Source organism: Terriglobia bacterium, assembly GCA_020073185.1.
Classification (GTDB): Bacteria; Acidobacteriota; Terriglobia; order Terriglobales; family Acidobacteriaceae; genus JAIQGF01.
On record JAIQFT010000067.1, the window covers coordinates 1 to 21,157 of the forward strand.

Genomic DNA, 21,157 nt, shown 5'->3' on the forward strand with positions numbered 1-21,157 from the left:
GCAGACGGCCTTCCAGATCTGCACCGCCGCCTTTAGTTGGAGGACTTCCTCCTGCAATTCATCCCGCTCCCGCTTGAGATCGCCAATCCGCTGTACCAGAGGTGCCTGAAATTGAGGAATTGTTCTGGTAGTTCTGGGTGTTTTTGACATCATACGAACAGAGTTTCAACCGGCACCCCTCTGGAAATCAAGTTGACTACGACCAAAAAGGTACTTGTTTTCTTCAGATTAGGAGTACTGGCGGAGTCCAAATATGAGTACTGATGCTTATAGGACCATCAAAATCTATGAGACAAAATGGCGCGTGTGTGACATCTTCCGAGTGACAATCTGGCACGTACCGCCGGTTCCAACAGCGTTCTAGAACTATTGAAACAACAGCACTTATCCCGCGCTACCGGGTGGTGCGCTGTTACGTTTGTATCCCAACGGGGTAACATGCGAAATATCACTGGGGTTCAGCAGAGAAATGCGGCTTTAGTAATGCTTGGAACTGTCGCTTCTCGGGTGGACGGTTTGGTCTGTGGTTGCCCCAAACCCAGGCAGGGTTCGCCGTCACTGTTTCCGCATGACAATCTCGGTGCCGCCGCGGCGGATGTCCACTTCGTCCATCAGTTCGTTGATGAGGTAGATGCCGCGGCCGTGCTCGGAATAGACGTTCTCGCCCACTACCGGGCTGGGGATGGATGCCGGATCAAAGCCCTTGCCCGGGTCGCGCACGATGATGAGCATGCCGCGAGTCTCGTCGCAGGCCACGCAACACTGCACTTGCTGGGAGGTGTCGTTGTGGCAGCCGTGCTTAATGGCATTGGCCAAAGCCTCGCGCAACGCGGTCTCAATCTCCAGCTCTTTACCGGCGGCGCATTTCATCTCCCGGGCGGTGGCCATTACGCCGTCCACCACCGGGGAGATAGCTTTGGGGTCGGCCTGCAAGGTGATGTTGAGGCGCAGGATGAGCTTGTTGGGCTCGAATGTGCATTGCGGCAGTTCGGCGGGCATGGGTGCGTTCCTCCAACGCGACGGTTATGGCGCGTCTCCATTGTACCGGGAGCGTAGTGATCTCCGATCTGACCGTGTAGGCAACGCCTCGTCCTTCGCTCGCAGAGCCCAAGCAGGCAGCGCCGTCGTTTGCGGCTAACCGATCTCGACGCAGTAATCTTGCCCTTCCCAACGAGCTTCCGCGAGCCAATAGAAGGTGAAGCTGAGAGGGGCACGTTGGCCTGGCCGAACCTGGAGATCGACAAACGATCCCAGCTCAGTGTCGGTGGAAGTGGTGTCGCTGACAGTTTGCCATCCGTCGCGCGACCAGTGCAGACGAAAGGGCGAAAACGCCAAGATCCTAAGCGTGCTGTCCGCGCTGACGCTTGGCACTCGCCGGTCAGGTTTCCAGACCTGCCATGCCGCCCGCGATTGCGTGCGCAGATAGCGCGCAGCCACCGGCTCGATAAGATCAAAGACCTGCCCATCCGCCACTGAGCGCAGCAGCTTCAAGTATTCAGCGTGGGCCCACATCAACGGCATTGCGGAACCAGTCGGCTTCCCCAAGTACAATCTGCGCTCGGGCCGGTCGCGCTCATCCCAGACTTGTTCGGGAAGCATGCCTGCACCGGAAGCCAACCGTTCCAAAGCTGCCGTGAACTGCTTCGGATCACGACCCGCCGCCAACTCATAGTGGCCCCGTTCGCCGGTCAGAAGCGGCCAAGCCCGCCCCTGGCCCCACCCTCTAAAAGGCCCACCGTCAGGACGCTGGCCGTAGCCATCGTAGTTATAGCGTCGCCAGCAGGGCCCGCATGGCGTTTCAACCTTCAGCACGGCATCCACAACCTGCAGCGAATCCTCGATCAGGGTATCTCCGGGCTTGCGGATGCCATATCGAACCAGTTCAAGAAATCCGGCATCCACAATGTCTTTGGCGGCGAATCTGAACTGAGTTCCGGGGAGACGATTGGCGATCAGCAGCATGCCGGTGTTGGGATCTTCGTCGGGAAGGCCGCTGTCGCACGAGGAGGGATGAATGCGGATGTAATGGCGCCGGATGCTCGGGACCAGGCTTCCTTCGGTGGTGACCGTCCATTGCTCGATGTGGGTTTCAAGAAAGTCTGCATACTGTTCCAGAAAGACTGCCGTGCTTTCTTGTTGCTGTGATCGCGCGAAGTCGGCAGCACAAATGAGCGCGGCAATAATGGCGGCCAAGGTCGAGGGCGAATAGCCGCTGTTCTCCTCCCAACGGTCCTGCTGTGTGACCGGGCTTTGTTGCACCAGGAACCGCGCGGCCCGCAGTACCATGGGATAAGGGTCGAAGTCGGCCAGTCCGTCTGCCTTCCACAACCGCCAGGCGAGCATCACTGGGAAAGCCACTTCATCAAGCTGGATGCCTTGCCAGTAGGGGGTGCCATCAATCCAGAAGTTCTGCGGAAAGCCACCATCGGGAGCCTGCGAGCACGCCAGGTAGACCAGGGCGCGGCGCGCGGTCTCCTTGCGGCCACTGGCCAGCAGCGCGGATGCTGACTGCACCGCATCGCGGGTCCAGACAAGGTGGTAGCCGCCTAGATCCTCATCGCCTTTGCAGTCACCCCACGGAATGCTGGCGGATGCGATCAGCGCGCCGGCAAACGTCTTATCCTCGTGCGCCAGGAGCAGCTGCCGGCTGGTCCGATAGAGGAGCCCGCCGTCAGTGACGAAGCGCTCCAGGTCCTCGAATTCTGCAACCCGGCGCCACTGTACCCCGAACCTTTCCTGGTGTTGAATGAAAGGAATTGCCAAGGATTGCACCAGGGTCGCAATTGCGGCATGCGGGCTATCTCCAAGAGCAAGCGCAACCGTGAAATCCTCTTTATCGGAAAGACTCAACTCTCCCATCCCGGCGACGTTGCCGTTGTCGGCTCGCTCGAATTCCCAGTCCATCCGCAGGTTGTCGTTGAGGTCCTGCCAGCCGTCGCTGGCTCCAACATAGCCACACGAAGTCTTCGCAAAACCAACATCGGCGCTCATCGCCAAACAGGTCCGCGCCTTCCACGCCAGCAGGACGCTGCGCCCCAAGACTTCGATCCGTCGGATGGAATTGCCCCAGCCGCCGACTTCCAGGTGGGGTGCGACGAGCGCGAAGACTTGGAGCCGGTCCAGCAGTTCCGCGTCTCCCTCGAGCTCGGTATGGATAAGGACGCACGGTTGATGCGGATCGGCGATGACCTGCTTGATGAGGCGATATCGTCCTTGGGGATCGCTGTTGACGATCCGGTATCCCAGCGACCAGCGGTCCAACTCCTCGACCTCCGTTTTCAGATGACGGCGTTCTTCGTGAAAGAAGGTCTGGCCATCGGTGATCAAGAACTGCATGTCGCGGATTTGCGGGCGGTCGATCGTAGGATAGTAGACCTCGTTCAGGATGCCATGGGATATCGTGAACCACACGCAGCTCGAAGCCGAATACGCAGTCCCCACCCCGTCTTTCGTGCTCGACGTCCAGCGCGGGCTCATACCTGGGGCCCCGAACGCCAGAGATTTCTGGAAGCCATTGCTCATTCTGTACTCGCCGTGCTTGCGTACTGGTTTACTGCTCGTGGTAGTTGCGCGTTAGTCCGCCATCCACAAAGACGGTGGCGCCGGTGATGTAATCGGATTCGGCCGACGCCAGAAACGTCACCGCGGCGGCCACGTCTTCCGGAGTACCCATCCGGCCAAGGGGGATGTTCTTGAGTAAGGCGGAAAGCTTTTCGCTGTCCCGCAGCAGACCGGTGTTGATGGCGGTTGCGATCGCTCCGGGCGCGATGGAGTTAACCGTAATGTGAAAGGGCGCCAGTTCCACTGCCAAGTCTCGTGTGAGCATCTTCACTCCGCCCTTGCTCAAACAATAGGGAGCGAAATTAGGGAAGGGCAGTTCCTCGTGCACGGAACTGAGATTAATGATTTTTCCCGGACGACTTGTCTGTATCAAGTGGCGGACCACGGCCTGCGTGGTGAAGAATGCCCCTTTGAGATTGACCGCGAGCACCGCATCGTAATCAGCTTCATCCACTTCCCAGAAGGGCGCACGTTTCTCCAATCCGGCATTGTTAACCAGAATGTCGAGTTGGCCGAAGTGCTCCACGACGCCCTGAACCAGCGCCCGCGCCTGTTGCACATCGCCAACATCGGTCTGCGACACGAACCCTTTCCGGCCAAGCGCCTCCACGCAGGACAAGACTTCCCCCGCCTGCTGCTGATGGGAGTGGAAACTGAACCCTACATCCGCGCCTTCTTGCGCCAGCCGCAGGACGATGGCCCGACCGATCCCCTGGTCACCTCCGGTAACCAACGCGACTTTGCCTGCCAGTCTCATCTGTGTGCGCATTACATCCATGTGATGCGTTGGTGCTGGACCTTAGACATCTAAATTCAGCCGCACGGCTGGACCGCCGCGGAAGCCATCGATCATAATGTCTCCGCGCCGGTGTTCGCGCTCGCCTTTTTGCGGCGGCTACGTACGCGCGAGAGCGGGCCGTTCGCGGCCGTGCAGCGCCACCTAATTCGTCGGCCATGCCGCGAGGCGCCGCGAGATCAGGAGAGAGTCTGCATGACTGCTACGGCTGAGCCAACCGCTGCCCCGCTGCCGCGCCGGGTAGAGAGCATCCCTGACGCGTGTGCCATGGTGATTTTTGGCGCTTCCGGCGACCTGACCCGCCGCAAGCTCATGCCAGCCCTGTACCAGCTCGCGCGCGAACGATTGCTGCCACCGTGCTTCTGCGTTGTGGGCAACTCGCGCCGCGGCATGAGCGATGACGCCTTCCGAGCGGAGATGCGGATTGCTGTCGAGCAGTTCGGTGGTGCGGTGGATGTCGGAGTCTGGCGTCGCTTCGAGCAGCGCCTGTTCTATGTTCAAGGAGCATCCGACGATGCGAACTCGTACCAGAGGATCGCCACGCGGCTGGCAGAACTCGATCGCGACTGCGGCGTGCACGGCAATCGAATGTTTTATCTGGCAGTGTCTCCCAGCCTGATGCCCGGCATCGCCCATCACCTGCAGGCCGCGGGGTTGTCGAAATCGGCCGGGTGGACGCGCATCATCGTGGAAAAGCCTTTCGGCCACGACTTGCAATCGGCCCGCCAGCTCAATCAGGCCTTGCACGCTGTTTTTTCGGAGGAGCAGGTTTATCGCATCGATCATTACCTGGGGAAGGAGACTGTCCAGAACCTGCTGGTGTTCCGATTCGCCAACGGCATCTTCGAACCTATCTGGAACCGGGGCTACGTGGACCAGGTGCAGATCACGGCCGCGGAGACCGTCGGAGTTGAGAACCGCGCAACCTACTACGAGGAAGCAGGCGCGCTACGCGACATGGTACAGAACCACCTCATACAACTGTTGACCCTGACGGCTATGGAACCCCCGGGGGCTTTCGACTCCGAGTCGGTGCGAGCGGAAAAAGTCAAGGTGCTGCGTTCCATCAGGCCGCTCGTCGGCGCAGGCGTGGAGCGGCTTGCGGTGGGTGGGCAGTATGGACCGGGTCTGATCAACGGGGAACGAGTGCTCGGCTACCGGCAAGAGCCTGGCGTCAATCCACAGTCCGGTACCGAGACTTTCGCCGCGCTGAAGCTGCACCTTGACAACTGGCGCTGGGCCGGGGTCCCTTTCTACTTGCGCGCCGGTAAACGCCTGCCCAAGCACTGGACGGAAATCGCTGTCCAATTCAAGCAGCCGCCGCTCGCCTTGTTCGCAGGCACACTATGCGATCAGGCGGCGCCCAATCTGCTCTCCATTCGCATTCAGCCGGACGAAGGAATTTCCCTGGAGTTTGCTGCCAAAACGCCCGGGCCGGGCATGGATGTACGTCCGGTTGACATGGATTTTCGCTACGCCACTTCGTTTGGCATGGCCTCCTACAGCGCGTACGAACGGCTGCTGCTGGACAGCATGTTGGGCGATGCGACCTTGTTCGCGCGCAGCGAAGGTGTCGAACTGGCCTGGGCCCTGATGACTCCCATCCTGCAGCAGTGGCAGCACGAATCTCCGCCTGCCTTCCCCAACTACAGCGCTGGTACGTGGGGGCCGGTGGAGGCCAACGCGCTGCTGGAAGACTCCCATCGCTGGCGCAATCCGCTGCCCACGCCACAATCCCGGGCGACCCATGGAATTCCTGCGTAGCCGATCTTGGCAGAGACGTGCGTCCGCCTCGCCCTCGAGGCGACACTGGGAATGCTCGGCTCCGTCCTGTTTGGAAGTGGGGCACCCCGTTGCCGGTGGCCGCCGGCAACGGGGATCTGGACGCTTGGATTGTGGCGATCAGTCTCGGGTCGCTGAACTGGCGCCACTTTGTTCGAGTCGTCCGGCCTTCAGACCAAGCACGCGATAGGCGCGCATTTCGCCTTCGTGTTTAGTGGTAATAGTGGTCGCTTCCGCCTCCACCAGCCGCCAGACGCGCTCATGCACCTCGGGGCTGATCAGAACCTGCTCCGCCATGGCGGCATCGGTATAACGCGCGGCCCGGTTTACCGCGTCTCCAATGACGGTAAATTCCATTCGCTCGGATGTACCAAGAAATCCCTGGACCACTTCTCCGCAGTGGATGCCGATGCCGACCTGCCAGATCGGCGCGCCCCGAGCGCTGCGGGCGGCATTCAACCACGCCACCGCGGCCTGCATCTCCAGGGCGGCTCTTACCGCGTGTTCATGATGCGCCGGATCCGGCTCCGGGCTTCCAAACACGGCCAGGATTCCGTCTCCCATGTACTTGTCAATCATCCCATGGTTGGCGAAGATCACGGGTACAAGGTAGCCGAAGTACGTATTCAGTATCCCCAGGATTTCGTCCGGCGGCATCTGGGACGACATTTTGGTGAAACCACGGATATCGGAGCAAAGCAGTGTCACGGCGCGGCGTTCGCCCCCCAGTTGTAACTGGCCGCGATGCGCGAGCAGCCGGTCGGCAACGGCGGGCGAAAATTGGCGCAACAGATTGGCTTTGACCGCGGATTCGCGGAGAAGTTTTTCCTGCAAGTCGTGGTTGGCCACGGTCATGGCAGCGTATTGTGCCACCATCACCATCAAGCGAAGATCGTCCTCCGTAAATGCCGCGTCCGCTTCGTGACTATCCGCACAGATCACTCCCAGCGCCTCGTCCTGCCAAAGAAGCGGAGCGTACATCCCCACTGCGATTGGGCCCGCCAGGAGCGTGCCGCTGAGATCGCCCGCGACACTCCGTGTCCAGATGAATGCCTTGCGGCTCTTCACCGCCCGGCGCGCCAACGTCTCACTGACCGAACACAGGCCGTCAGAGTGATACGCCTTGAGCAACAACGCGTCAGTCCTGGGATCGCGCAACACCAGCCCTACGCTCTCCGCATTGGGCAGCACCTCGACCAGGCGGTCGACAATGACGCGGAGCAGAGACTCCCGGTCCGCTTTTTCCGCCAATTGCACGGGAAGGTCACAAATCACACGCAGCCGCCGCGCGGCTTCCTCGCCGACGACCCTTACCGGTACCGCATCTTGCAGCGACGCGCTCACATCACCGGCGATCGCCACCGACGCATCGGGCTCCCGGGGTTCCGGGACAAGCATCGTTCCGTGTTCCAGGTATTTGGTTTGCTTGGGACCTTCCGGCAGCCGGGTTGGTTCCAGGCGAAGCGTCGTATCGCCGACCACGATCAGGTCGCCGATCCGGACCTGCTGTTTTCCCCGGCCTTTGATCTCGACACCATTGAGGCGAGTGCCCCACTTGCTGTTGAGGTCTTCGATCCAGTAGAGGCCGCCCGCATCCCAGATTCGACCGTGCGCCCGGGAGACCTTTTTGTCGGGAAACAGGTCAAGGACGGCTGCCGACTTTTCGTCGGTTCGTCCGAACACTACCTCCGGTTCCAGGGTGTCCCACGTTTTTTCGTTACCGCGATAGCAGGTTACAATTCGCATGAATTCATCGACGACACACTGGCGCAGCATTAGCAGCGTATGCGAGCCTAGTTCGCAAACCTCATCCTTTCAAGATGCGGAGGTTACGAGAAATCGAGCCGTTCGATCAGTCTGCGTGGCGGAAGGCGGCAACTTGCTGTCGCCTCGCCGCACTGAGCAGGGCGACGGCGATGCCGATTATGGCCCCCGCCTGTCGGGAGCGTCAAGCGACTGTGACCAGCAGGTTGCCAGAGTAAACATCCTGCATTTTGCCGGCATCGAATACCCCGGAGTCCAAATTACCCTTGACACGACCAAGCCCCCCGTGAAGAATTCTGCGCACGTCTACGAGCACGCATTCCTAAAATCAATCCTTGCTTTCGGTCTGAGGCGACGTGTTGGTTTCAGGTTTTGCGGTTGCGGCTGCCACTTCGGGTGAAAATGAATTCTGCGCTCCTATCCTTGGTGTTGCTTCTGTTGTACCCGCTTTCCGCCCAAACGCAGGACGCAGGCATGGTCACTCTGGTCGAAGGTGCGCTGCGGGTGATCCGAGGCACGACCGTCCTGCGGGGAGGGGAAGGCATGCCAATCCGCCAGGGCGACATCATTGAAAGCGCTGATCCCGGTTTTGCACAATTGGAGTTTACTGGAGGCCCAATCGTGGCGCTGGGCCCGTCCAGCCGCCTATTCTTGTTCAGCCACCGTGCAGGCCGCTCTCTCGTCAAGTCGGAAGGCGAACCCGCCGAGACGGAACTGGTATTGCTCAGCGGATGGCTAAAAGGCGAGTCTGACCCCAATGCCGGCGCTTGCCGCTACTCGACCCCGCTGCTCGCAGCTACTTCCCGTGGCGGTTCGGTTTTGCTCCACGCCGCGGCAGCCACCGAAATCTTCGTGGAATCCGGATCAGTCGCGATCGGCATGGTGAACCGGGACGGCAACTTGGGACAGTCGTCCGCTGCGAAGGCCGGACAGTTCTTCTCGCGCCGTCCAGGCAGAACTGTCAACTCTGCCTCCCGCCTCGACCCGGGCTTTGTGGATGCGCTACCACGCGCTTTTCGAGATACGTTGCCTTCGCGCCTGCCCCATTTTGCCGGCAAGCGTCCGACGGAGCCTCGGCGAGACCATGAAGTCACGTATCCCGAAATCCAGCCCTGGCTTACGATGGCACATGCTTGGCGTAGAGGGTTCGTCGAGCGCTTCCAGCCGCGCCTGAGCGACCCTGAATTCCGCAAGGGTGTCGAAGCTCACCTCAACGAACATCCCGAGTGGGACCGTATTCTGCACCCCGAGAAGTACCAGCCGAAAGCCGCGCCGCCGGCTGCTACTCCCGATTCGCGACATGGTAGGGAATAAACATGAAACTGATTGTGAAGTTCAACCTCGTCCTGCTGCTCGTTTTCGCCTTCGGCTTCGTGGTGGCCGGGTACTTCAGCGACAGGCTGCTGCAGCGCAACGCCAAACAGGAAATCGTGGAAAACGCGCGCATTATGATGGAAGCCGCGCTGGCGGTGCGTTCCTACACCGCTAGCCAGATCAAGCCACTGCTGGAAACGCAGCTCAAGTATTCGTTCCTGCCGCAATCCGTGCCCGCATACTCGGCCAACCAGTACTTCAGTCAGCTGCGCAAGACGTTTCCCGACTACGAGTACAAAGAGGCAACTCTGAATCCGACCAATCCGGTCAACCGGGCGACCGACTGGGAGGCCGACATCGTCCGCCACTTCCGCGAGTCGCCTGACCAGAAGGAATTGGTCGGCGAACGCGATACGCCGAACGGCAAGATGCTTTACATGGCGCGTCCCTTGAAGATCGCGGATCCGAGATGCCTGTCCTGTCACAGCACGCCCGAGTCAGCACCTGCGACCTTGATCGCACGCTATGGCAGCGCCAATGGCTTCGGCTGGAAACTGAATGACATCATAACCGCGCAGATCGTATCGGCGCCCATGCAATTGCCCATCCAGCGGGCAAAGGTTGCCTTCACCGGATTCATGATCTCGTTGGCGGCGGTTTTTGCGGTGATCTTCCTGGCGCTCAACGCCACCCTCTTCCTGGTGGTGACGCGTCCGGTGCAGCGCTTGTCCGAGATCGCCGATGAAGTAAGCTTGGGCAACATGGATGCGCCTAAGTTGCAGTTGTCCGGCAACGATGAGATCGCGAAGTTGACGCAATCGTTCGGCCGCATGCGTAAGAGCATGGCCGAGGCACTGAAAATGTTGGAGACGCCGTAACCGCCCGACACGGGGAGGGCGGGGGGGCCCCGGCTACTCCTGGTCGGGCAAGCCGGCGTCGCGCAGGAAGCGCGCACGATCGGCCTTGGTCTCTACATGTTCGGCGAGGAGCAGGTAAAGTGCATCCGGGCTGCTGGCGCGCTGCGCTGCCCTTTTTGCCAAAACACCCGAGATCGGGCCAACGTAACGCGCCAGCATTGCGGCGGCGCGGTCGATGGCCTCGCGCGTAAGCTCAGTCCGAGCGGCTGGCGTTTTGGGTGCTGCGGCTGCGCTGGCCGGGGCGGGTCTTGCGGGTGATTGGCTCTGCACCTGATTGCGGCTCACTTCAACTCGCTTGGCAAGAAACACCCTCCGGTCAGCTTCTCGTTCCAGATTTTCGGACAGAAGCGAATACAGCTCTTCGGTATTTCTCGCCTGTGAGGCAGCCTTCCTGACATGGATCCTTGCTACCGGTCCTATGAAGGTAGCGAGCTGCTTCTCGACGGCCCGCAAAGTGTCATCCTGGCTGACGAGGATTGAAGCCGTTGCCGCGGGCGCCGGAGGTGGTTGCGTAGGCTGCGGAACGGCTGCGGTCGAAGCATTGACATCGACGGGCAAGGGCCGACCCTCGAGGACGGCGTATTCCCTGGCTCTGCCTGCCGCTTCTGCTTCGACCGTCGACAAGGTTGGGGTGGCGGCCGCCTTCCGGGCGGCCTCGATCTCATCCGCGACTTGGTAAAGACGAGGATCGAGGACGTGGAAATCGCCGCCCTTCATGACTTCGTCCAGCAGGGTCGCCGCTTCGTCGTTCTTGCCGCTGTGAATCAGGCTCCTTATGCTTTCCAACTGCTGTTCTTGCTTCTTCTTTTTTTCGCGGGCTTCGTACTCAACCTCGGCCGACGCCAGCAACTGATTTACGTCCGTATCCGGCCCCAGCGTGGTCAGCGCCTCCCGCGCCATGGCTTTGGCTTCGCTAAGATCGCCGCGGTTGATCTTGACCTTGATCTCGCGGATGCGCCGCTCAATCAGCTTTCGAACGATTTCCTTCTTTTCGCCGGACTGCGCTTGTTCCAGTAGAGCGCTGAGTTGGGCATTTCCCGGGAAGACTTCGAGCGCGTCGCGAGCAGCAGTTACGGCGTCCGGAAACCGATTGGCGTCCAGGTGCGCCTGCACCTCAGCCAGTGCGGCCCGAAAGCGCAACTCATTTTCTATTTGCGCCTGCTGTTTCCGGGCAAACTCGACGAGCCGCATCAAGTTGGCATCCCCCGGGAACTGGGACAGAAGGGTTTCGGCCCGGGTGACCACGTCGGGGTATGCCTTTTCGCCGATGAGCTTCTTCAAAACTTCCCATTCGCGTTGCAGGATCTCGGACGAGGTCTGCTTTTGCTGTTCGCGCTGCACCAGCGCGCGCAACTTCAAGACCGCCGAGTCCTTGGGATCGGCTGCCAGCATGGTGTCCAGGACCGCCAGCGCGTCGGCAAATCGCTGCGCCGCAAAAAAGCTCCTCGCGGCAGCCACTTTCTGCTTCCTGTCGTGCTCGGCCTGATCTGCGCGGGCAGCCGCCAGCAGCCGGCTGATCTCGTCGTCGTCAACAAACTGCTCCTGGAGCGACCCCAGGACCGCGATGCATTGATCGTACTGCTGAGCGGCCAGCAACTTCCGTGCCTCCGCCAACCTCTGCTCCCTCTGCTGATTGACTTGGTCGGCGCGGGCCGTGTCCAACAACCTCCCGATTTCGTCGTCGTCGGGAAACTCCGCCTGAAGCTTCGTCAATACCGCGAAGCATTCCTCGTACTGCCGCAGCGCGAGCAGGTTGCGTCCCCGGGTCAGCCTCTCGTGCCTGTTTTGCTCGGCTTGTTCCTCACGCGCCGTCTCCAGCAGTCTCTCGATCTCTTCCTCGCCGGCAAATTCCGTCTGCAGCTCGGTGAGCAGATCGATGCACTCCCGGTACTGCTGCTGCGTCCAGTAGACGCGCGCTCGCTGCATGCCGTCGAACAGCCGCGCTTGCCTCTGCCGCCGTTCTTTTTCGTCCACAACCTGCTTTCTTAAACCTGGCAGCTCGCGGTTCGAAGGATCGGCTTCCTCCACTTGGGCCAGCATTGCCTCAGCCTGGTCCGGCAACCCCTCCGCGAGACTTTGTTTCAGCTCCTCCAGCCACTCGTTCACCATTTGGGCGCGGCGAATCTCGGATTGCACCTTGCGCTGGAGTTCCTGTGCGGCTTCGAAGGAAGAATCCAGCCCCAGGGCATTGCCGGCTTCGGCACTGGCCTCTTGAAGCTTTCCCTCCTCGAGAAGCTCGCGTGCCTTCGCGACCCGCTCCAGCACCTGCGGACGGACCGCGATGCGTCGGAGCTCTACATTGACCCTCTCGCAGAGCGATCGGAGCTGCGGGTTGACCGGGTCCACCAACAGGGCCTGGCGCACCAGGTCGCGTGCCTGCTCGAATTCCTGTTGTTCGATGAGTTGCCGGCTCTGCGCCAGCATCTCGGCCACGGTGTCCGCCTGAAGCCGTCTACGGATCGGGTCCAGATCGATGAGCAGATCTTCCATCGACTGGTATCGCTCTGCCCCTGATTTCCGCAAGGTCTTGTGCACAACCGCCTCGAGATCCTCGGGACAATTCGGCGCCACCTGGCGAAGCGGAGGATGTTCGTGATGGCAGATGCTCTGCATCAGCGCGGCGGGAGACCCTTCGCAAAAAGGACGCCGCGACGCTATCAGCTCGTACAGCAGCACCCCAAACGACCAGATGTCCGATCGCTCGTTGGCGTGCTCGCCGTGAAATAGCTCGGGCGCCATATAGGAAAACGTGCCAATCAACATGCCGGTCTGCGTCTTGGAGCTTTCCAGCACGCGGGCGATCCCGAAATCCACCACCTTGACGGTCCCTTCTTTATTGACCATCACATTGCCCGGCTTGATGTCGCGGTGGATGATGCCGCGCTTGTGGGCGTAGTCGAACGCCCGGCACGCCTGAACGGCGTAGACCAGCTTCAGCGACAGGGCAACCGGAACACGGCTGACGATCACCGCGTCCAGGTTCTGCCCGTCCACCAATTCCATCGCGATATAAGGAGTGCCATCTTCATCCCCCATGTCGAAGATGGTGACGATGTTGGGATGTTGCAACGACCCGGCCGACTGTGCCTCACGATAGAAACGCTGCAAAAGAGCAGGGTTATCGGCCACGCTGGTCGTCATCGTTTTCAGCGCCACCATTCGGCTGATCATGGGATCCCGTGCACGGTACACGATCCCGAAGGCGCCCCGACCAAGCTCCCCCAGCAGTTCGTATTTTCCCAGCTTTCCCACGCGATACCCCGGCGAGCCCCAAACTGTACCAATGATGGCAGACGCAAGACGAAAGACAGTTATTTCCCCAAATGCGATCCGCTTCGGACCGTGCGCCCGGAAGGAGTTACCTCTAGTAAACAGAATGATCGATGTTATGAGTCGAACGCAAGGAAACGAAACTCCCCCCACAGCTGTTCAGGAGCAGTTAAATAGTCCCAGAAACCCACGGGAGCTGTCAACCGATTCGTCGGCCAGAGTAGCAAAAGAGTTATGATCGGTCATCGCGACCGTTTTGACGACGCGTGACGACCCGCCGAAGGCATATTGGTGACGGGCTGCGCATTCTCTGTCGGGGAGGCGCTCAATCCCGAAGAATCCTATGAGCTGGCGAAACTCGAAAGCATCCTGCGTAATGGAGATGGTCCTCTGCATTCTGTTCGCTGCCATTCTGGGTGCAATCCTCGCTGCAGCGCCGTCTACGGTATTGCTTCAGTCCAGTGCGGCGCCGATTTCCCAGTCGGAACAGGACACCCGTGTCGCTGCGGATCAAGCCTATGCCCAGGCGATGCAGCTGTACGCGCAGAAGTCGCAGGAATCCATACGCCAGGCCATCGTCAAGGGCGAGGAATCGCTCGCTTTGTACAAGCAACTGGGGGACCGAGGCAAGCAAGCTGAGTTGCTGACCGGCCTGGGCTCCGCCTCTCTCACTCTAGGTGAAAAAGCGCGCGCAATAGAATACCTGCGCCAGGCATTAGATCTGATTCGAGGCCGGGGAAATCCCGCCGGTGAAGCCGGTGTCCTGATTATCCTTGGAAGTGCTTACGAATCGAACCAGGAGGTCAAGCCGGCACAGGAAACCTATCGGCAGGCGCTGCCGCTTTGCCGCGCGTTGAAAAACAGCCAGTGCGAAGTCTCGGCGCTCATGGGACTCGGCCGTGTCTCGTTTGCCTCCGGTGAAAAGCAGCAAGCGTTGGACTACTTCGGCCCGGCGCTTCCCCTCTGGCGCGCGCTCGGCGATCGCAGAAACCAGGCCAGTACTCTTTACCTGCTGGGAATCCTCAACGATTTGCTGAATCAGAGGCAGGCCGCAATCCCTTACTACCTGCAGGCGCTCCCGCTGTACCGAGATCTGGGTGATCGTCCCTGGGGAGCCCGCACCCTCTTCAACCTGGCGGAAGCGTACGCGGCCGTGGCTGACGAGGCGCACGCCCGCGACTATTACGATCAGGCGATCCCCGCTCTGCATGCGGTCGGAGACCAGCCCAAGGAAGGCACAGCCCTCATCGGCCGCAGCCTGCTTCGCGAATCGTGGGGCGAGATGCAGCAAGCGCTCGCCGACCTCATCACAGCGGTGAACGTGTTTCGCTCGCTCGGCGATCGCCTCATGGAGGCGACGGCGCTGCTTCGCCTCGGCATCGTTCATTACGAGGCAGGAGAACAGGAAAAGTCGCTGGAGTGCGATCGGCAAGCGCTGAAACTGGCGCGCGATCTGCACGACCGCGGCCTCGAGGCTGCTGCCCTGACGGGTATCAGCAGCGTCTATCTTGCTCTCGGAGACGACGCCAGGGCACTGAGTTATTCCGAGGATGCTTTCAAGATGCTCCCGGCCGCCGAGAGCGAAGTCGATCCCGAGGCGCTGTACCGTCTTGGCGTTTCCTATCAGTCTCTCGGGCAGCATCAGAAGGCGCTCGAATGTTTTGCCCGCGAGATTCCACTCCACCAGGCGCGAGGCGATCGGCTGGGAGAAGCTCGGGCCTTGCACGCACTCGCCGGAGAGCACGACCTGCTGGGTCACACCAACCAGGCACTCAAGTTCTATCTGCAGGCCCTGGAAATACGGCAGGCGGTGGGCGATCGCCGCACGAAAGCCCAGGCGCTGAACGCTGTGGGTACCGTGTACGCGGAATTGTCGCAATCCAAATTCGCCCTTGGCTATTACCGGGAAGCCCTCGACCTTTACCGCGCGGTGCACGATCAGGCCGGAGAATCGCAAGCTCTCTTCTGGATGGCCAAGTCCGAACAAGCCCTGGACGATCTCACCTCCGCTCGCCATCACATCGAAGCTTCGCTGGCCATCACCGAGTCACAACGGGCGAGAATTACCAGCCGTGAATTGCGCACCTCCTATCTCGCAAGCGCACAGCACGCCTATGAGTTCTATGTTGACCTGCTGATGCAGTCACACCGACTGCATCCAGACCAGCTTTACGACGCCAAGGCATTCGAAGCACATGAGCGCGCGAAGGCGCGCGGCTTGCTCGATCTTCTCAGTGAGGCGAGAGTAGACATCCGCCAAGGTGTGGATGCCGGTTTGTTGCAGCGCGAGCTTCGCCTTAGGCAACTCCTGGAAGACAAGCAAAGCGCGGAAATTCGCCTGCTGGCTGGCGGAGATGACGGCGAGCGGGCGTCTGTGCTTCAGAAGGAGCTGGCCGCGCTGCGCACCGAGTATCAGCAGGTGGAAGCACAAGTCCGCGCCGACAGCCCTCGTTATGCAGAACTCTCGCAACCACAGCCGCTCGGCCTATCGGCGATACAGAAGGAAGTGCTAGATCCCGATACTGTGCTGTTGGAATACGCGATCGGCGCGCAGCGCAGCTACCTGTGGGCAGTCACCAGCTCGCGACTGACCAGCATTGAGCTAGCGGGACGCGGCGAGGTCGAAGCATTGGCGGTGCGCTTGTATCGAACCATCACCGGCCGGCGCCCCTCCGCGCCCGACGACTACCAGAAGACTGGCTGGGCATTGAGCAAGATACTTCTAGGGCCAGTGCAAGACCAGATTGGAAACAAGCGTCTTCTCATTGTGGGGGACGGCGCTTTGCAGATCGTGCCGTTTGCGGCGCTGCCTTCGCCCGGCATGGACTCTTATGAACCGTTGATCGTTCGGCATGAGATTGTCAGCGTTCCCTCGGCCTCGACTCTGGCCTTCCTGCGGCGAGATTTTACCGGCCGCCACCCCGCCCCCAAGAAACTTGCGGTGTTTGCCGATCCCGTCTTTGAACGAGAGGACGATCGCATCGTTAGAACCGTCGCGCCGGCAGAGAATGCAAGCCAGCCCTCAGCGGCACCTTTACCGCAGCGGGTCCCCGAGACCGCCTCCGCTGAATCCCTCGCCATCGGGACCTTGCGTGGAATTGGACTGGAACGCCTCCCTTTCAGTCGCAAAGAAGCGGAAGCCGTCCTTCGCCTGACCTCGCCACAATCGCGGTTTGCTGCGGTGGATTTCATGGCGAACAGATCAGCCGCAACTTCCCCGGAGCTGGGTCGGTACCGGATCGTCCACTTCGCCACCCATGGAGTAGTGAACGACGCGCATCCGGAATTGTCCGGCCTGGTGTTGTCGCTTTTCGACAAAACGGGCACCCCGCAGGACGGGTTTCTACGCTTGAACGATCTGTTCAATCTAAAGCTCAATGCCGATCTGGTCGTGCTCAGCGCCTGCAGCACCGCCCTGGGCAAGGAGCTGCGGGGAGAAGGCTTGATCGGCCTGGCGCGAGGTTTCATGTACGCTGGAGCGCCCCGCGTGGTAGTGAGCTTGTGGAGCGTGAACGATCAAGCTACCGCGGAAGAAATGCAGCGTTTCTACGAAGGCATGTTGGGGAAGCGGCGCTTGCGGCCCGCGGCAGCGTTACGCGAGGCGCAGATCGAAATGTGGAAGCAAGAAAAGTGGCGCGCTCCTTTTCTGTGGGCTGCCTTCGTTCTGCAAGGCGAGTGGAAGTGAAGGATGGCAACATTCGAAACAGTTACCCAGCCGTGGATCACTGTTCAGGTTTCTTCGCCTGCAGTTCATCGGCGTGGGCAAAGTCCGCGTCCGCCTCTGCCTTGGTGACCTCAATCTGTGCGTAGACCGTTCCCCGTTCCTCGTACAGTTCGGCGCGGTCAGGGTACTGCTGGATCAGATCGCTGTAGGCGCCAATCGCGTCGTACCAGAGACGATGGTTCACGAACACGCGGGCGCGTGCGGTTCCTGCTTGGTAGGTGTCCCCTCGCTTGATGGCTGCCAGCTCCTTTTCAATCTGCTCGCGCTCGGAGTCGGAAACAACCACGAAACCGGCTACTTCCGAGAATCTGGACTCCACCAGCGACGGCACAGACCGCACGCTCCAATGGTAAGTTTTTCCTGGCTGGAATCGAGGCAAAGCATCCTTCAGGCGGAACTCCGCTACGCTGACTTGCTGGCGCAGGATTTCCTTGTCGTCGTCATCCCGCAACACGATCTCGAAGCCCTGGCTGCGGCCAGGGTCCTGCCAGGCAAACAGCAGCGAGGCGCCATAGAACTTTGCCAAGCCGGGCGCCAGCAAGATGGGCAGGCGCGATGGTCCGCCTCGCGTAGCACCCAACAGCGCGCGTTGCTTGCGAGTCTGGTTGGGATCGCTCATCTCGAAGCCGGAGAGATCCGCCACCAGTCGCTTGCGCGGGGGCGCCTTGGGAGCATCTTTTGCGGTGGACTGAGATGGCTTTTGCGGCGGTGGTGCGGACTGCGGCTTCCCTTGCCCCGCCGCCAGGCCGGCGGTCAACAGCAAAGCGATGAGCCATCGTAGGCCGACTCGCTTCATGATGGCACCCCGACGGCTCTCTCAATCTTTACCCCGTATACCATCATTTTCCCACTGAAACCTCGCACCTCTGCTTCGCCGAGGGGAACGGCGGAAAAGCTCTCGCGGATTCTTTCCCATGTGCTCGCACTCATCACGATAGCCGTCTTGAATTCCTTTGTCAGTGACTCAAGGCGGGAAGCGAGGTTCACGGATTCTCCAATTACGGAGTACTCCAGACGTTCCGGCGAACCGACGTTCCCGGCAGTAAGCATGCCGGTATGAATCCCAACTCCAATCTTCAGCCTGGGTTCTTCCGTCCCCATGGTGGAGTTCAACGCGTCCACTTGCTCCAGCATCTGCAAGGCGCACTGCACGGCGCGGCACGCATCCGCCCTCTCACCCTGGCTCAACGGAACACCAAAGACAACCATGATGCCGTCGCCGATGAACTTGTTGAGAAATCCTCCATTCGCCTTGACTACGTCGCTCATGGCGGTGAGATAGCGATTTAGCCATGCCAGCACTTCGGCGGAGGGCCGGCCGGCCGTCAGGGCAGTGAAGTTGCGAATGTCGGAGAACAGAATCGTCGCCACCCGCTCCTCACCCGCCAGGACGAATTCGCCTCTGCGCTTCCATATCTCCGCTGCCACATCGGCGGAAACGTACCTTTCAAACAGGCTCATCAGTTGCCGTCGCTCGGCTTCGCTGCGAACCTTGAGCCGCTGCTCTTCCCGATAGCGGTACCAGAACGCCGCGGGCAGGCCTAATACCAGGCATGTATCGGTGGTGACAAAAGGCGTCCAGAGTTCCTGATGGGAAAACAGCCACCCGGTTGCGACAAGAACACCGCCCGTGGTGGCGAGCAAGACCGCAAACCCGAGCCACCATCGCACCCGAATGAGCAAGAAAATTAGCGCCGCCGCGAGCAGGAAATTGAGCGTCCATTGCAGCGGGGCCGCAATGCGGTGCGGGAAACGGCCGTCGAGCAGACTGGCTATGCCCGCGGCGTGAATTTCCGCGCCGGAGAGCAGGCTGCGACCGTTGCGCGAAGCTCGAAAACGGAACGCCGGCGCAGAGAACAGGTCTTTCCCCATCTCGCTGCTCTGCCCGATCACCACGACTTTCTCCCGGAAGATGTGCGGATCGAACCCCGATGCCAGCAGACGCTGGACAGGCACAACCTCTGCCGGAAGCGAGTCATGAAAATCAATCAGCGCGGAATCGGGGCGCTTGGTAGCGAGCGGAATGTCGGCTGTGCCGAAGCGCAGAAAGCCGCTTCGCCCAGGGCGCAGAGACTGTTCCGTGGCATAGGTTGCCACTGCGACTGGGAAGGCAAGCCGCTCGTAACCCGGTTCGCGCAACACCAAATGCATCCGTCGGACGATGCCATCGTCATCCTGCGGCAGATCACCGAAGCCAACGCCGGCAGCAGCCGACTCGAATGCCGGCAGCGGCTCATTGCGAGAAAGGCCACCGAAGCCATATTCGCTCACCAGGATGACGTTGCCTGCCTGTGCGATGGTCTCAGCCAAGTGTTGGTCGGCAGCGGGATCGCGCGGGCGGTCCAGGATGATGTCCAAGCCGATCACAGCCGGACTTCCGGCGCTGACCTTGGCGATCACTTCAGCCAGCAGCGGCCGCGGAACAGGAAAGGCCTTCAAGGCCAGTACGGAATCCTCGTCGAAGTCAACGATGAGAACCCGGTCGGAAGGCGGCGCCGGCCCTCGCATGGCTATCAGGAAGTCATAACTCTGAAGTTCGATGCCCTTCCAAAGTGCGGTTTGTGTCAGGGCCAGTGCCAACAGGCACACCGACAATGCCAGCAGCACCGCAGCACTTGCAGCTCGAACCTGCATCCGGGCGGCCTCTCAGCTATTGTTCGCCGGAGATGAACGAACACCGTGGGACCGGCGGTTTGGATGGTAGCTCATCTCGGAGGGAGTAGCCATATTCCTTTCATTGCCACAAGAGGAGCCGAGTCACAGGCAGCCATCTACAGAATCATGTACAGCGCCGTTTTCGGTGCATGGTAACAGGACTGTATATGCTTGAAAAGAATGGTCGGCCTTAGCAGACGATTTAGAACTTCTCTGCACCAACCCGGCGGATGACCGACATCAGGCGGCAGCCTTGCTACCGGTTTTCGGGGCAGTTCGCACCGGCAACATCGCGCGCAACCGGCGGCACAGGTATGTCAGCTTTCGCCATATCCGGCAGCTTGGGAGTGACCGCCGCGCACCCCGTTCCTCCACGCAGCAGCCGACGCAGAGTGCGAAGATCGTTCAGGATGCGGCGGCTCTTCTTCATATACACGGCGAGCTTTTCCAGTTTGTAGGAGACCGTTTGCAAAGCTTGCTGGCGGCGCTGGGACTGTGCGTCCGACATCTTCTTCATGTCGGCATCAATCTCTTTCTTGACTTCGGCCACGGTCTCGGACAGCAGGTCGACAAACTCGTGGGCGCTCTCGATACTCTCAAAATGGCTCTTGGTCTCCCAGTCCATAGCGGTCGGTTCTCCTCGATTTCGCGAACGGTATGTGCGCATCCGATAGAGGTCGCCGCCAAGTCCACTCTGTGAACCCCAACTCTTGGCAATTGACCTCAGCCGGTGCTTAACCACATTATCGGCAATCCATAACCCAAGAATGAGTGCCGCATCCCGTTTGTTTTCAACGTCTCTTCCACCTAAGGTCCATACAGGTGTGCAACTTTTTTCACATAGACGGAACCTGCCTGTCCCATCAGTTCTGAGGACAGGATTGTTTCTGAGAATAGCTGCTCATGGCCGTTCCCGATCTTCAACGAACTGGCGCGTCCGCCGCTGGAAGGCTGTGAGGTGGGAACTGGGCTGGAAACGCTACGAGCGTCCCGTGCCCGTCATAGTGAGTACGACTTGCCGCTGACAACGGCGGAAGCGCAGATGGCGCGATGAAGCCGGCTACCGACGTCCTGGAGCATGCCAGCGTGAAACAGTACTGCAAGGCCTTACACGTGTGCCGGTCATCGGCAGCCAACTTCGTTCCATCAACCGAGCAGGCAGTCAAGGAGAACCGCAGCCACATCGGCTATCTGGAAGCCCTGCTGGCGATGGAGAGCGAGGAACGGACTCTATCCACTAGAGCGGTTCCCGAGTAGATATACCCGCGAATGAGTGTTTGGACGTAAGCTGCTGGTGCTGGCGGTCTCTGCGAATACAGCTGATGGCACGAGCCTTTTCCGACGATCTGCGGCGGAGGATTTTGGTGGCGTACG

Annotated in this window: 13 protein-coding genes; 5 read left to right on the top strand and 8 right to left on the bottom strand. The window is 60.3% G+C overall.

Annotation, left to right across the window (positions count from 1 at the left end):
• Nucleotides 1-555: 555 nt before the first annotated feature.
• From LAN64_18085 to LAN64_18095, 3 genes are all read right to left on the bottom strand, one after another.
• Nucleotides 556-999, bottom strand: a complete 444-nt coding sequence (locus LAN64_18085) for an ATP-binding protein (protein MBZ5569741.1) — start codon at nt 997-999, stop codon at nt 556-558.
• Between the two features lie 135 nt (nt 1,000-1,134).
• Nucleotides 1,135-3,522, bottom strand: a complete 2,388-nt coding sequence (locus LAN64_18090) for a glucan 1,4-alpha-glucosidase (GenBank protein MBZ5569742.1) — start codon at nt 3,520-3,522, stop codon at nt 1,135-1,137.
• A 28-nt stretch (nt 3,523-3,550) separates the two neighbouring features.
• Nucleotides 3,551-4,318: a glucose 1-dehydrogenase gene (locus tag LAN64_18095; GenBank protein ID MBZ5569743.1), complete on the bottom strand. Its 768-nt coding sequence runs from the start codon at nt 4,316-4,318 to the stop codon at nt 3,551-3,553.
• 234 nt (nt 4,319-4,552) lie between these two features.
• On the opposite strand from LAN64_18095, the gene zwf reads away from it, so the two are divergent.
• Nucleotides 4,553-6,121: a glucose-6-phosphate dehydrogenase gene (zwf, locus tag LAN64_18100; protein ID MBZ5569744.1), complete on the top strand. Its 1,569-nt coding sequence runs from the start codon at nt 4,553-4,555 to the stop codon at nt 6,119-6,121.
• Nucleotides 6,122-6,259: 138 nt separating this feature from the next.
• On the opposite strand, the gene LAN64_18105 is transcribed toward zwf, so the two are convergent.
• Complete coding sequence (locus tag LAN64_18105; GenBank protein MBZ5569745.1) at nt 6,260-7,885, bottom strand: FHA domain-containing protein; 1,626 nt, start codon at nt 7,883-7,885, stop codon at nt 6,260-6,262.
• A 492-nt stretch (nt 7,886-8,377) separates the two neighbouring features.
• Here LAN64_18105 and LAN64_18110 point away from each other — a divergent pair, with 492 nt between their 5' ends.
• A complete protein-coding gene (locus tag LAN64_18110) occupies nt 8,378-9,217 on the top strand; it encodes a hypothetical protein (GenBank protein ID MBZ5569746.1) in 840 nt (279 codons plus the stop codon).
• Nucleotides 9,218-9,219: 2 nt separating this feature from the next.
• The gene (locus LAN64_18115) at nt 9,220-10,095 is read left to right on the top strand and encodes a DUF3365 domain-containing protein (GenBank protein MBZ5569747.1); all 876 of its coding nucleotides are present in this window, start codon (nt 9,220-9,222) and stop codon (nt 10,093-10,095) included.
• Nucleotides 10,096-10,128: 33 nt separating this feature from the next.
• On the opposite strand, the gene LAN64_18120 is transcribed toward LAN64_18115, so the two are convergent.
• A complete protein-coding gene (locus tag LAN64_18120) occupies nt 10,129-13,386 on the bottom strand; it encodes a protein kinase (GenBank protein MBZ5569748.1) in 3,258 nt (1,085 codons plus the stop codon).
• A gap of 361 nt (nt 13,387-13,747) precedes the next feature.
• On the opposite strand from LAN64_18120, the gene LAN64_18125 reads away from it, so the two are divergent.
• On the top strand, nt 13,748-17,089 hold the full coding sequence (locus LAN64_18125; protein MBZ5569749.1) for a CHAT domain-containing protein: 3,342 nt from the start codon (nt 13,748-13,750) through the stop codon (nt 17,087-17,089).
• Between the two features lie 37 nt (nt 17,090-17,126).
• Here the strand turns inward: LAN64_18125 and LAN64_18130 are convergent, their stop codons facing one another.
• The 3 genes from LAN64_18130 to LAN64_18140 form a co-directional block, all read right to left on the bottom strand.
• Nucleotides 17,127-17,924 (bottom strand): DUF928 domain-containing protein, encoded by a 798-nt coding sequence (locus LAN64_18130; GenBank protein ID MBZ5569750.1) that lies wholly within the window; start codon nt 17,922-17,924, stop codon nt 17,127-17,129.
• Complete coding sequence (locus LAN64_18135) at nt 17,921-19,762, bottom strand: adenylate/guanylate cyclase domain-containing protein (GenBank protein MBZ5569751.1); 1,842 nt, start codon at nt 19,760-19,762, stop codon at nt 17,921-17,923. The genes LAN64_18130 and LAN64_18135 overlap by 4 nt, the downstream gene beginning before the upstream one ends.
• 277 nt (nt 19,763-20,039) lie before the next feature.
• Complete coding sequence (locus LAN64_18140; protein MBZ5569752.1) at nt 20,040-20,408, bottom strand: hypothetical protein; 369 nt, start codon at nt 20,406-20,408, stop codon at nt 20,040-20,042.
• Between the two features lie 425 nt (nt 20,409-20,833).
• Between LAN64_18140 and LAN64_18145 the strand changes: the two genes are divergently transcribed.
• A complete protein-coding gene (locus LAN64_18145; GenBank protein ID MBZ5569753.1) occupies nt 20,834-21,040 on the top strand; it encodes a hypothetical protein in 207 nt (68 codons plus the stop codon).
• The last annotated feature ends 117 nt before the right edge of the window (nt 21,041-21,157 follow it).